Annotated in this window: 11 protein-coding genes and 1 pseudogene; 6 read left to right on the forward strand and 6 right to left on the reverse strand. The window is 70.6% G+C overall.

Features of this window, described 5'->3' with window-relative positions; all coding sequences use genetic code 11:
* Positions 1–4: 4 nt before the first annotated feature.
* From ACWCRJ_RS37595 to ACWCRJ_RS37605, 3 genes and pseudogenes are all read right to left on the reverse strand, one after another.
* Positions 5–157: a hypothetical protein gene (locus tag ACWCRJ_RS37595; protein WP_450943492.1), complete on the reverse strand. Its 153-nt coding sequence runs from the start codon at positions 155–157 to the stop codon at positions 5–7.
* Positions 154–2426: pseudogene (locus ACWCRJ_RS37600) on the reverse strand (heavy metal translocating P-type ATPase). Before ACWCRJ_RS37600 ends, ACWCRJ_RS37595 begins: the two are co-directional and overlap by 4 nt.
* Positions 2426–2683, reverse strand: a complete 258-nt coding sequence (locus tag ACWCRJ_RS37605; RefSeq protein ID WP_450943493.1) for a hypothetical protein — start codon at positions 2681–2683, stop codon at positions 2426–2428. Before ACWCRJ_RS37605 ends, ACWCRJ_RS37600 begins: the two are co-directional and overlap by 1 nt.
* A gap of 346 nt (positions 2684–3029) precedes the next feature.
* On the opposite strand from ACWCRJ_RS37605, the gene ACWCRJ_RS37610 reads away from it, so the two are divergent.
* From ACWCRJ_RS37610 to ACWCRJ_RS37630, 5 genes are read left to right on the forward strand one after another with little or no spacing between them, the layout of a single operon-like run.
* A complete protein-coding gene (locus ACWCRJ_RS37610; RefSeq protein ID WP_450943494.1) occupies positions 3030–4619 on the forward strand; it encodes an ABC transporter substrate-binding protein in 1590 nt (529 codons plus the stop codon).
* Between the two features lie 20 nt (positions 4620–4639).
* The gene (locus ACWCRJ_RS37615; RefSeq protein WP_450943495.1) at positions 4640–5608 is read left to right on the forward strand and encodes an ABC transporter permease; all 969 of its coding nucleotides are present in this window, start codon (positions 4640–4642) and stop codon (positions 5606–5608) included.
* A complete protein-coding gene (locus ACWCRJ_RS37620) occupies positions 5598–6503 on the forward strand; it encodes an ABC transporter permease (protein WP_450943496.1) in 906 nt (301 codons plus the stop codon). The genes ACWCRJ_RS37615 and ACWCRJ_RS37620 overlap by 11 nt, the downstream gene beginning before the upstream one ends.
* Before the next feature lie 56 nt (positions 6504–6559).
* Positions 6560–7498: an ABC transporter ATP-binding protein gene (locus ACWCRJ_RS37625; protein WP_450943522.1), complete on the forward strand. Its 939-nt coding sequence runs from the start codon at positions 6560–6562 to the stop codon at positions 7496–7498.
* On the forward strand, positions 7491–8249 hold the full coding sequence (locus ACWCRJ_RS37630) for an ABC transporter ATP-binding protein (protein ID WP_450943497.1): 759 nt from the start codon (positions 7491–7493) through the stop codon (positions 8247–8249). The genes ACWCRJ_RS37625 and ACWCRJ_RS37630 overlap by 8 nt, the downstream gene beginning before the upstream one ends.
* Before the next feature lie 45 nt (positions 8250–8294).
* On the opposite strand, the gene ACWCRJ_RS37635 is transcribed toward ACWCRJ_RS37630, so the two are convergent.
* On the reverse strand, positions 8295–8933 hold the full coding sequence (locus tag ACWCRJ_RS37635; protein WP_450943498.1) for a superoxide dismutase: 639 nt from the start codon (positions 8931–8933) through the stop codon (positions 8295–8297).
* A 646-nt stretch (positions 8934–9579) separates the two neighbouring features.
* Here ACWCRJ_RS37635 and ACWCRJ_RS37640 point away from each other — a divergent pair.
* A complete protein-coding gene (locus ACWCRJ_RS37640) occupies positions 9580–9972 on the forward strand; it encodes a hypothetical protein (RefSeq protein ID WP_450943499.1) in 393 nt (130 codons plus the stop codon).
* Between the two features lie 547 nt (positions 9973–10519).
* Here ACWCRJ_RS37640 and ACWCRJ_RS37645 read toward each other — a convergent pair.
* Together ACWCRJ_RS37645 and ACWCRJ_RS37650 are read right to left on the reverse strand one after the other, a co-directional pair.
* A complete protein-coding gene (locus ACWCRJ_RS37645) occupies positions 10520–10789 on the reverse strand; it encodes a cold-shock protein (protein ID WP_450943523.1) in 270 nt (89 codons plus the stop codon).
* A gap of 184 nt (positions 10790–10973) precedes the next feature.
* Positions 10974–11468 (reverse strand): lamin tail domain-containing protein, encoded by a 495-nt coding sequence (locus ACWCRJ_RS37650; RefSeq protein WP_450943500.1) that lies wholly within the window; start codon positions 11466–11468, stop codon positions 10974–10976.
* Positions 11469–12096 lie beyond the last annotated feature (628 nt).

Raw genomic sequence — 12096 nt, forward strand, 5'->3', positions numbered from 1 at the left:
AGGCTCAGGCCGCTGAGGGCGAGGGCGCAGGCGACGACGGGGCCAGGGCGGTGAGCAGCGAGTCGGTGAGCCGACTGCGCGTCGGGCGCCAGAGGACCTGGTCGGTCATCGGGTTCGTCTCCGGGCGGGCCCGGGCAGCCGAGGGGCTGCCGGTCATCGGGTACGTCTCCGGGTGGCGGGCGAGGGCTGCCAGGCGCGCAGTCGCAGGCTGTTGGCGACGACCAGCACGGAGCTGGCCGACATGGCAGCGGCGGCGACCATCGGGTTGAGCAGGCCGACCATGGCGAGCGGGACGGTGACGACGTTGTAGCCAAAGGCCCAGACGAGGTTGACGCGAATGGTGCCCAGTGTGCGCCGGGCAAGCAGGATCGCGTCCGCGAGGGCCTCGATGTCGCCGCGCACCAGCGTGACGTCGGCCGCTCCGATGGCCACGTCCGTACCGGTGCCCATGGCGATGCCCAGATCGGCGCCGGCCAGCGCGGCGGCGGCGTTCACCCCGTCGCCGACGACCGCGACGCGGTACCCCTGCTCCTGGAGGTCCAGTACGAGATCGGCCTTGTCCTCGGGTGTACGGCGGGCGTGCACCTCCTCGATGCCCAACGCGGACGCGACGGCCCGGGCTGGCGCCTCGCGGTCACCGGTGGCGAGCACGGGCAGGACACCGAGCTTCCGGAGCCGCTCGACGGCCCGGTAGCTGCCGGGCCGGACGACGTCACCGATCTCGATCAGGGCTTCGGCCGTACCGTCCACGCGTACCACCACGGGCGTGCGGGCAGCGGCCTCGGTCGCCGCCTGCGCGTCCGAGAGCGCGGCGGGCAACTCGTCGTCCGGGGCGAGCACTTCGACGAGCCGTCCCTCGACCCGGCCGCTCACTCCCCGCCCCGGCAGCGCGCCGAACCCGCTCACGTCGGGTAGCCGCCGCCCGTCCGACTCCCGCCGGGCGTACGCGGTCACGGCCCGGCCGAGCGGATGCTCCGAGCCCTGCTCGACGGCACCGGCCAGCCGCAGTACGGCGTCGCGCCCGAGCCCGTCCGGTACGGCGGTGACCTTGGCGACGCTCATGTGCCCGGTGGTCAGGGTGCCGGTCTTGTCCAGGACGACGGCGTCGATGTGCTGAAGTCCCTCCAACGGCTGCGGGCCAGTGACAAGCACACCCAACTGGGCGCCCCGCCCGGTCGCCGCCATCAGCGCGGTCGGCGTCGCGAGACCCAGCGCACACGGGCAGGCCACGACCAAGACGGCCACACACGCGGTGATGGCCGCCTGCGGATCGGCCCCGGCACCCAGCCAGAACCCGAACGTGGTGGCGGCCAGCGCCAGCACGACGGGCACGAAGACCCCGGCCACGGTGTCGGCCAGCCGCTGGGCGCGCGCCTTGCCGGCCTGCGCCTCGGTGACCAGGCGAGTGATGCGGGCGAGTTGCGTGTCGGCGCCCACGGCGGTGGCCCGTACGAGCAGCAGCCCACCGGCGTTGACGGCCCCGCCGACTACGGCCGACCGCGGCCCGACCTCGACCGGCTCGCTCTCTCCCGTCACCAGGGACAGATCCACGGCGGAACTGCCCTCCACCACCTCACCGTCGGTGGCCACCCGCTCCCCCGGCCGCACGACGAAGACCTGCCCGGCCCTCAGCTCGTCGATGGGGACGAGCCGTTCGGTACCGTCACCGTCGCGGACCGACACCTCCTTGGCTGCGAGCCGGGCCAGCGACCTCAGCGCCGCCCCGGTCCCGCGCCGTGCCCGCGCCTCCAGGAATCGACCCGCCAGCACGAACAGCGGTACGCCGACGGCCGCTTCGAGATAGATGTGCGCGGCCCCGTCCGAGGCTGACGGTACGAGCGAGAACGGCATCCGCATCCCGGGGTCGCCCGCTCCACCGAGGAAGAGCGCGTAGGCCGACCAGGAGAAGGAGGCCACCACGCCCAGCGACACCAGGGTGTCCATGGTCGCCGCAGAGTGCCGCAGCCCTCGTACCGCCCGTACATGGAAGGGCCGGGAACCCCACACGGCGACGGGTGCGGTGAGGGCGAAACACAGCCACTGCCAGTTGCGAAACTGAAGATCGGGCACCATCGACAGCACGAGCACGGGCACCGAGAGCAGGGCCGTCACGACCAGCCGGTCACGCTCCAGCCTCATGTCCCGGGACTCGTCACCGTCCGCAGGCTCCTGCTCCTCACTCATGCTCTTGGGCGGCTCGGACAGGGCCGCCGTGTAGCCGGCCTTCTCCACCGTCGCGACGAGTTCGTCGGGCCGATGTCCGCCGGATGAGTCACCCGGGCCCGACCGGTGGCCAGATTGACAGTCGCCGTGACCCCGTCCAGCTTGCCGAGCTTCTTCTCGACGCGATTGACGCAGGCCGCGCAGGTCGTGCCGCCGACGGTCAGATCCGTGGTCACCAGCGCGGTAACCGAATCCGCACTCATCAGCGCCCCTCCTCGGTCATGCCTTCCATGCCACCCATCCCGCCCATGTCACCCATGTCCTCCACCCCTCCGCCACCGTCCCCGCTCGTGCTGGTGCCGCGCATACCGGGCGCCACGGGGCCCGCGGCGGCACCGGCGTACGACACCGTGAAGATCAGGGCCAACAGCAGGACAAAGCCGCAGAGGGCGGGCGGCGGGGCCGTTTTCCGCAGGAGGGCGGCCACACCTGATAAGGAGGCTTGCCGGGACCCGTCCATCAACCGCGTCTCCAGGTCACGTCGTAGGGCGTCGTTCGATCGCGCCGTACCGATTGAGCAGTCGGAGCAGCCAGTGGCCGAGTTCCGAAGCATGCATGTGTCTCACATCACACGAGAGGTGACCGCCCCGCGCGCCACGCCGACGGACGACCGGCGGCCCGACCGACGGATTGCCATCGGCAGGGCCAGTCGACTCATGCAGCCAGTGATCCGGTGGAGCGACTCCGCAGGAGGGTGCCTTCCCCAGACCGCGATGACGGCCTGACTGACCTTGGGACGACCCGGGTAGCCCTTACCTGCAACTAATATGCAACAGCGCTACTCCAGCAATAGAGGTGTGAGGTCCATGACGGTCCGACGGATACGGACAGCCGCAGCCACTGCGGCGATACTCAGCGGTGTCGCCGCCTGCACGGCCCCCGGCAGCGACGCCGGTGGCGGCAGCGCCTCGGCCGACTCCGTCGTGATCGGGGTGGGGTCCGAGCCGGACACTCTCAGTCCGCTGCTCGGCTACGGCAAGGACGGCAACTCCAAGATCTTCGACGGGCTGCTCGCCCAGGACTCCGACCTGAAGCTCAGACCGGCCCTGGCCAAGGCGCTGCCAGAGGTCGCGGGCGACGGCCTCACCTACACCTACACACTGCGCGACGGCGTGGAGTTCAGTGACGGTGAGCCGCTGACCTCAGCCGATGTGGTCTTCACGTACGAGACGATCCTCGACGAGAAGACGAACAACACCGCCCGCAGCGAGCTGGACGCCATCAAGGAGGTGCGTGCGGACGGCGACGACAAGATCGTCTTCACCCTCAAGTACCCGTATGCGCCGTTCGCGGGCCGCACGGTCCTGCCCGTCGTCCCCGAGCACATCGCCGGCAAACAGGACCCCAACACCGGCTCCTTCAACACCGAGCCCATCGGTACCGGCCCCTACCTCCTCGCCTCCTGGAGCAAGGGCGAGAAGCTCACCTTCAAGGCCAACCCCAACTACTGGGGCGGCACGCCGAAGGTGAAGAAGGTGACCATGGCGGTCATCGAGGACGACGACGTGCGCGCCACCCGGCTGCGCTCCGGCGACCTCGACGGCGCGGTCCTGCCGCCCAACCTCGCCGCCACCTTCAAGGGCGACAAGGCGAGGAAGACGTACGACGCGAAGACGTACGACTTCCGTACCGTCACCCTTCCCCAGGAGAACAAGGTCACCGGCGACCGTGCCGTCCGGCAGGCCCTCGATGCCGCCGTGGATCGGCAGGCCATGGTCGACAAGATCCTCGACGGGGCCGGGCGGCCGGCGTACGGGCCGCTGCCGGTCGACGATCCCTGGTTCGCCCAGGGAATCGAGCGCGAGCAGGACCTCGCCAAGGCCGAGCGGATCCTGGACCGGGCGGGCTGGAAGGCCGGTGACGGCGGCATCCGCGCCAAGGACGGCCGGCGGGCCTCCTTCACCCTCCTCTACCCCTCGGGCGACAAGGTCCGCCAGGACCACGCCCTCGCCTACGCCTCCGACGCCAAGAAGGCCGGTATCGAGGTGAAGGTGGAGAGCGCCACCTGGGAGGTCATCGAACCGCGGATGAAGGACGACGCGGTACTCGCCGGCTTCGGCAGCAACGGCGACCCCGACTTCGGCCTCTACACCCTGCTGCACTCCTCCCTCGCCGGCGACGGCTTCAACAACATGGGCCGCTACGACAACACGGCCGTGGACAAGGCGCTCGACACCGGCCGCCGCAGCCAGGACCGGGCCACACGCGAGGCCGCCTACGACACGCTCCAGCGTGAGCTGGTGAAGGACCCCGGCTACACCTTCCTCACCCACATCGACCACGTCTACGTACTCGCCGACCGCTGGAACGGTCTGACCACGCAGGTGGAACCTCACGAGCACGGCTTCGCCAGCGGCCCGTGGTGGAACCTCGAGACCTGGCAGCCGAAGAAGTGACCCGACTCCCCTGGGGAGCGATGGCACGACTGGCGGGACGGCGGGCCCTGTTCGCCGTCCCCGTCCTCCTCGTCGTCACCTTCGGTGTCTTCGCGGTCGCCGCCGCCTCCCCTTTCGACCCGGTCAAGGCTTACGCGGGCACGGCCGCCCTCGGCGCCGACAAGCAGACCTTGGAGCGGCTGCGTGAGAACCTCGGCGTGGACCGGCCGTTCACCTCTCGGTGGTGGGACTGGCTGACCTCCGCGCTCGGCGGCGACCTCGGGCAGTCGAGCGTGATGCGGCAGCCGGTCGCCGAGGTCATCGGCGAACGCCTCGTCTGGTCCAGCCTGTTGTGCGCGGTCGCCTTCGTGGCGGCCGTGCTGGCCGGCACGGTGCTCGGGGTGCTCGCCGCCCGCCGCCCTGGCTCCCTGGTGGACCGGGCCGTCACCTCGCTCTCCTACTCCCTGGAAGCGGCCCCCGTCTTCTGGATCGCCCTGCTCGTGATCTGGCTGTTCGCCCTCCAGTGGGGCGTGCTCCCGGCGGGCGGTCTCACCGACACCGCCAGCGAGCGGGTCACCCCGGGCCAAGTGGTCAGCCATCTCGTGCTGCCTGCCGGAGTGCTCGCGCTCTCCCAACTCCCCTGGTTCGCCCTCTACGTTCGCCAGGGTGTCGGCGATGCGCTCGCCGAGGATCCCGTACGCGGGGCCCGGGCAAGGGGGTTGAGCGAGCACACCGTCCTGCTCGGCCACGCCCTGCGCTCCGGACTGCTGCCGGTCCTCACCCTGGTCGGCTCCCGCGTGCCCGAACTCATCACCGGCGCCCTGCTGGTGGAGACCGTCTTCAGCTGGCCCGGCATCGCGGCGGCCACGGTGGAGGCGGCCACCGCCATCGACTTCCCGCTGCTCGCCGCCCTCACCACCCTGGCCACCGCCGCCGTACTCGTTGGGAACCTCCTCGCGGACCTGCTCTACGGCCTCTTCGACCCGAGGGTGAAGTTCAGTGACATGTGAATCCCCCGCCGACTCCCGTACCGCCTCCCCTGCCAAGACGGCCTGGCGGTCCTACGGCACCGACCGCCGCTCCACCCGGGCCGTGCGCGTGTGCGTATCGGCGGCGCTGGTCACCGCGACCCTCCTCGCCGTGCTCCTCGTACCGCCGCTCGTGCGACTCGACCAGCAAGCCGTCGACCTGGCCGCGAAACTGCTGCCACCGAGCTGGTCACACCCCTTCGGCACCGACGACCTCGGGCGCGACCTGCTCCTGCGCTGCGTCTACGGCCTGCGGGTCTCCCTGCTGGTCGGGGTCGCGGCGGCCCTCACGGCGACCGTGATCGGCACGGCCGTCGGGGCCACCGCCGGGGCACTGGGCGGCTGGGTCGACCGCCTCGTCATGCGGCTGGTCGACACGTTCTCGTCCGTCCCCCATCTACTGATGGGCATCTTCATCGTGGCCATGTTCCGGCCCGGTGTCTGGCCGGTGGTGGTCTCGGTCGCGCTCACCCACTGGCTGTCGACCGCGCGGATCGTGCGCGCCGAGGTGCTCTCCCTGCGCTCGCGGCCGTACATCGACGCCGCCGTCTCGGGGGGTGCGTCCAGGTGGCGGGTGGCGGTACGGCATCTACTGCCCGCCGTCCTGCCCCAGGCGGCGCTGGCCGCCGTACTGATGGTGCCGCACGCCATGTGGCACGAGTCCGCCCTGTCCTTCCTCGGACTCGGCCTGCCCACCCACACGGCCAGCCTCGGCACGCTCATCCAGAGCGCCCGGGGCTCCCTGCTCGCCGGTCAGTGGTGGCCGACCCTCTTCCCCGGCCTCTTCATCATCATCCCGACCCTCGCCATCGCCGGTCTCGCCGGCGTCTGGCGGGAGCGGATCAACCCCCGCCGCCGATCGGAGCTGATGCTGTGACTCCCGCTGAGCGACCTCCCGTCCTCTCGGTACGCGGACTGTCGGTGCGCTTCCTGATGCCGGGCGGACGCCGGATCGCCGCCGTCACCGACGCGCACTTCGACGTGGCTGCGGGCGAGTGCCTGGCCCTGGTGGGCGAGAGCGGCTGCGGCAAGTCCGTCCTCGCCTCCGCCCTCCTCGGTCTGCTTCCCGCCAACGCCCAGGCCACGGGCCGGGCGAGTCTCAGTGACCTCGATCTGGTCTCCGCCGACGAGCGGACCCTCGCCCGGACCGTACGGGGCCGCCTGATCGGGCTCATCCCGCAGAGCCCCTCCGCACATCTCACGCCGGTGCGGACCGTCAGGGCCCAACTGGCGGAGGCTGTTGGCGCGTTGACCGGGCTTCGCGGGCGTGCCGCCGTACGGGCCGCGACCGAGTCGGCCGCCGTACGGGCCGCGTTTCCCCTCGGCCATCTGGACCGCCACCCGCACCAGCTCTCCGGCGGACTCGCCCAGCGAGCCGCCACCGCCCTCGCCCTCGTCGGCGACACGCCCCTGCTGCTCGCCGACGAGCCCACCACCGGGCTCGACCGCGACCTGGTGGAGCACACCGTGGACGAGCTACGGCGTCACGTCGACGCCGGGAGCGGACGCGCCCTGCTGATGATCACCCACGACCTGGCAGCCGCCGAACGCATCGCCGACCGAGTTGCCGTGATGTACGCGGGTCGCATCGTCGAACTCACCGACGCGGACGTCTTCTTCGGCGCCCCCGGCCCCCGCCACCCCTACAGCCGCGGTCTCCTGCGCGCCCTCCCCGACCGCGACTTCGCCCCCATCCGGGGCATGCCGCCCGAACTCGGCGACCTCCCCGACGGCTGCGCCTTCGCCCCGCGCTGCGAGCGGGTCACCGACGCCTGCGGCGATCTGCCACCCATCACCGGCACGGTGGCCTGCCACCATCCGCGCGCGCCGGAGGACGTCTGTGCCAGACCGGAGGAGGACATCCGTGCTTGACCAGAGAGCAGCCGCGCTGGAACTGCGCGCCATCACCGCCGGATACGACAGGAAGTCCCCGGTGGTACGAAGCGCCTCCCTCGCCGTCGGGCCCGGTGAGGCGGTCGGCCTGCTCGGCCCCAGTGGCTGCGGCAAGTCCACGCTCGCCCGGGTCGCGGCCCTGCTGCACCGCCCCGACTCCGGCGACCTTCTCCTCGACGGTGAACCGGTACGACGCTGGCGCCACCGCGCCCCACGCGCCCACCGCACCGCCTTCGGCGTCGTCTTCCAGCAGCCCAGGCTCTCCGTCGACCCCCGGCTGCGGCTCACCGAACTGATCGCCGAACCTCTGCGCGCCATCGGCCGCCGCGAGGAGATACCGGAACGGGTAGCCGAACTGGCCACGGCCGTCGGCCTGACGCCGGATCTCCTCGGCCGCCGCCCCCACGAGGTCAGTGACGGCCAGCTCCAACGCGCCTGCCTCGCCCGGGCCATGGCCCTGCGCCCGCGCTGGCTGATCTGCGACGAGATGACCGCCATGCTGGACGCGTCCACCACCGCCGCACTGGTGAAGGCCGTAGAGGACTACCGCGCCTCCACCGGCGCCGCCCTGCTGGCCGTGGGCCACGACCAGCTCCTCCTGAACCGCTGGTGCGACCGCACGCTCCACTGGGACGACGTCACCGGCCGGACTCCACCGACAACGGAAGGGCTCCCACAAGTCACGTCCTTGCGGGAGCCCTCCTTTGTGCCGCCTGCGGGTGAAGGTTGAGAAGACGATCACGAGCAGGCCGTCTGTGCGAACGCCACTACGGCGTCACGGCGCGAGCAGCAGGCTGTCGCCGCGCTCCTTGGCGGCGGCGTAGCGCTTGGCCACGTCCTGCCAGTTGACGACGGCCCACATGGCGTCGATGAAGTCGACCTTCTGGTTCTTGTACTGGAGGTAGAAGGCGTGCTCCCAGGCGTCGAAGACGAGGATCGGGGTCGAGCCCTGGCCGACGTTGCCCTGGTGGTCGTAGACCTGCTCGACGATGAGCCGCCCGCTGAGCGGCTCGTACGCCAGCACACCCCAGCCGGATCCCTGCGTCGTCGCCGCCTTGGTCAGCTGCGCCTTGAAGCCGGCGAAGGAGCCGAAGGACTCGGCGATCACGTCCGCCAGCTCGCCCACACCGTCCTTCTCCAGCGGCTCGCCGCCGCCGTCTCCGGTCATGTTCTGCCAGTAGATCGAGTGCAGGATGTGGCCGGAGAGATGGAAGGCCAGGTTCTTCTCCAGGCCGTTGATCGCGCCCCAGGTCTCCTTGTCGCGCGCCTCCGCGAGCTGCTCCAGCGTGTCGTTGGCTCCCTTGACGTACGCCGCGTGGTGCTTGTCGTGGTGCAGCTCGATGATCTCGGGGCTGATCACCGGCGCCAGCGCCGTGTAGTCGTACGGAAGCTCCGGGAGCGTGTAAACCGCCATGTCCAACGTCCTCCGACGTTATTGCGAATGGTATGCAGTTGCACGCTAACAGCAGTAGCGATACCTTTTCGATCAGGCATTGGACCTAGGACCTCTGCCGTGTCGCAGGGCAGCGGTCGGCGGGCGGGCAACGATGGTGAGAAACGCTCCGCAGACGAGGTGTCCCGGATGGCGCGCAAGGCTGCCGAGGGTGCCGGGTGGGTGATCGGCTTCGGCTTCGGCCAGCCTGTGATCACGTGTCCGGGGTGCGCGGACGGCCGCCGGCCGGTCCTCGAGCGCGGTGTCTGCCAGCGGTGCATGGGCCGCATCGACGAAGGGCCCAGGTGCGTGTACTGCCTGCACCAGATTCGGCGGGCAAGACAGTGACCGCCATCGTGCCGTGTCCCACAGGCGTCATCCCGCAGGACTGAAGAACGGGACGGATGCTGACACGGGCCGTGTCCTTGTAGCCGTCGTCCCGGTTGGTGGGACGACGCGTGCACTGGTTTGGACGCCCCACGTCGAGGCCGGTGCAGTCCGCGGCCCCGATCCCGCCCGGTGTCGGGGCCGCGTCAACGCCCCTCCGGATCCCCTTCCACCGCAGCACCAAGGCGATCTTCGAGTGTCAGGGGACGTGAATGTTCCTGGCCTCTTGCACAATCTCCTCATGCAGCCGCTGCCGGTTCCCTGCCCTGCCGACCTCATCCCGGACGCCAGTGGCACCAATGCTTTCCACAAGGCATACAGGCAGGCCATGGCGCACCGCGTCGTGTTCGTCGCCATCGAATCCGACGGTCCGCGGTGGACCGTGAAGGCGGACACGCTCACTGCCGGCCCCGGACACTTTGTCGACGACACCGTGAACGACGCGGTCCGGGCCGCGATCATCCGCATGGTCCACCATCGCGAGGTCGGTGCGGACGCCTACGCAGGACCGATCTACTTCATGATGCACAGCGTGTCGAGCGAAGAGCGGGCCCGAGAACTCGCGGCCGCACTCCACGCCGCCCTGCACGGAGACCTGGAACCTCTCAACCGCGCCGTGCCTCCCACGTCCTGACCTGACGCGAGAGGCCACAAGCACAAACCACGAACGAGGAGCACAGCACAACGGCAGATTCCGCAATCAGCCGAGTGTCTGGCATGGCTGACGCATCGTGTCCGAAATCAGAAGCACGCACTCAGGACTACCGACACCGTCGCAGCGACGATCGTGGCCGCAGCCAGAGCGACCATCGCCGTCCTCACCGCCCTCATTCGTCGACCTGTGCAGGACGCGGGGGCAGTCCCGGCGGAACCATCCAGGGCGCGGGCGAACGTTTCCTCTCCACCGGCACCTGACGGGCCCGGGCGTCAGCCTCCCGCAGCTGTACGCACCACGCGCAGGTGTCCTCCTCATGGCTGGCGAGCCGGGCGTCGGGACCCGGGTCCGGGCAGTTGCCGAAGGCTTCCATGCCAGCTCAACGACCGACTTGAGCCAAGCGGTCGGCACGTCACCCATTTGCCGCGGCACCCACGCTCAGCCGGACGCAGCGCGAGGGGCCTGGCACGGCGACAGACCAGACCCCTCGGGGCGGGGAGCCTCTTGCACCATTGCAGTGGACGGGCTAACCGCCCTGCGGGCGCGCGGCCATCTCGCCTGCCAGTCCCTCGACCGGCGGACAGCCCGGTCCGCCAGTCTGTCGGATGTTGTCGGCCCGGACTCCCGCGACGTCCAGGGTGACGTCGAAGAGCACCCGGTTGCCCGCGACCAGCATGCAGTCCGCGTCGCCATGAACCGCCAAGCGGTGGGCGACCGCATCAGGACCACCGCCGTCCTGGGCGATAACACCCAGTCCCCGGCCGGGATCGAACCACTTCACCACGCCGCTCGGCACAGGCAACCCCCAGCTCTTGCACTTCAGTTGATGGATGCATCCAGCATCCGCCCGCGCCCAATCGGCCTCACATGGGTCGTCACACCTCACGTCGGCGGCGCGCCGGGCCGCCATGGCCCGGGCGCGCCGCCGTCTCACGTGCGTGGACGGGTGGCATGGTCAGCCGTCCACGCGGTGGGCAGCGTCAGTGGCGGGCGTCGCCGCGGTTGTGGTGGTGGTCGCGGCCCCAGGACTCGTCGTCGACGAAGCGGCCGCGGTCGTTGCGCAGGGTGGCGGTGTCGGAGCGGTTGTCCCACACGTAGTGGCGGCGGTCCTGGTAGAGGTCGGTGCGGGTGTCGCGGCCCTCACCGGTGTGGATACGGACCGTGGCGCGCCCGGCCAGGCGGTAGTGGTCGAAGGTGTAGGTGCGGCCGGAGGCGTCCTGGAGGGTCCAGCCGTCGAGGTTGACCGCCCTGCGGGTGGTGTTGGTGAGTTCCACCCACTCCTTGTTCAGCGAACGGTTGGAGCGGTCGTCGCGTCCCGGGGAGTCGTACTGGACGGCCGAGATCTCCACCCTCGGGTGGTGCGGGCGGGCGTGGCCGGCCGCGGACGCCGGCATGGCCGCCACCGAGACCAGAGCGCCGGCCGCGAGGGCTGCGGCGGCCAGACGACGGGCGGTGGCAGAAGCGGAAGCGGACAAGAAGTCCCCCTCATCGTTGCGGGCGCCTCTCCCCGCAAGCGGCCTTCACGGCCGCCGTGGGAATCGGTGCGGTGTGCGGGTGGCGACCGGCCGGCCGCCCACACACACCCTGTCCACCTCGTGCAGGAGTTGGGGCGAAAACATGGATGATGTTACCTATTGCCCATATTTCTGTGACTCTCAACTGCATCATCCACGTATGCCGTTGACCCTCGGCGTTGACGACCCAGCACGACCCCGCCCCCGTGCAGGAGTTGACCCAGTCCCCGCAGCCGCCACACCACGCCACCCCGCCACCGAGCGAGCCGTCACCCGAAAGTGAGTAACAGCCCCCGCGCTCACCTAAGCCGCGTGCGAGCAGGAAGCGGCACACACCAGAACCCCGGAAGAAGCCACAGCCTCATGCCGATACCGGCCGGGGCAGGGCCGCCAACCACTCTCCGGCCTCACCGAAGCCCACCAGGTCGTCCACCCGCACAAGCAGCACACACACCCGCGACGCCTCCGGCCGGTGGCGCCACCCCGCACGCCAGCACCGCGCCCGCCCCGGCCTCTCCCCCACCACCAACCGGAGAAAGACCGCTCCTGGACAGCTGCGCTCACGGAGCTGGGCGTGAACTGGGCGTGA

Source organism: Streptomyces sp. NPDC002324 (genome assembly GCF_053593335.1).

Bases quoted from the DNA above. Each gene is read 5' to 3' on its own strand.
- ACWCRJ_RS37595 (WP_450943492.1), bottom strand. From the start codon at position 157: ATGACCGGCAGCCCCTCGGCTGCCCGGGCCCGCCCGGAGACGAACCCG.
- ACWCRJ_RS37605 (WP_450943493.1), bottom strand. From the start codon at position 2,683: ATGGACGGGTCCCGGCAAGCCTCCTTATCAGGTGTGGCCGCCCTCCTG.
- ACWCRJ_RS37610 (WP_450943494.1), top strand. From the start codon at position 3,030: ATGACGGTCCGACGGATACGGACAGCCGCAGCCACTGCGGCGATACTC.
- ACWCRJ_RS37615 (WP_450943495.1), top strand. From the start codon at position 4,640: ATGGCACGACTGGCGGGACGGCGGGCCCTGTTCGCCGTCCCCGTCCTC.
- ACWCRJ_RS37625 (WP_450943522.1), top strand. From the start codon at position 6,560: ATGCCGGGCGGACGCCGGATCGCCGCCGTCACCGACGCGCACTTCGAC.
- ACWCRJ_RS37635 (WP_450943498.1), bottom strand. From the start codon at position 8,933: ATGGCGGTTTACACGCTCCCGGAGCTTCCGTACGACTACACGGCGCTG.
- ACWCRJ_RS37640 (WP_450943499.1), top strand. From the start codon at position 9,580: ATGCAGCCGCTGCCGGTTCCCTGCCCTGCCGACCTCATCCCGGACGCC.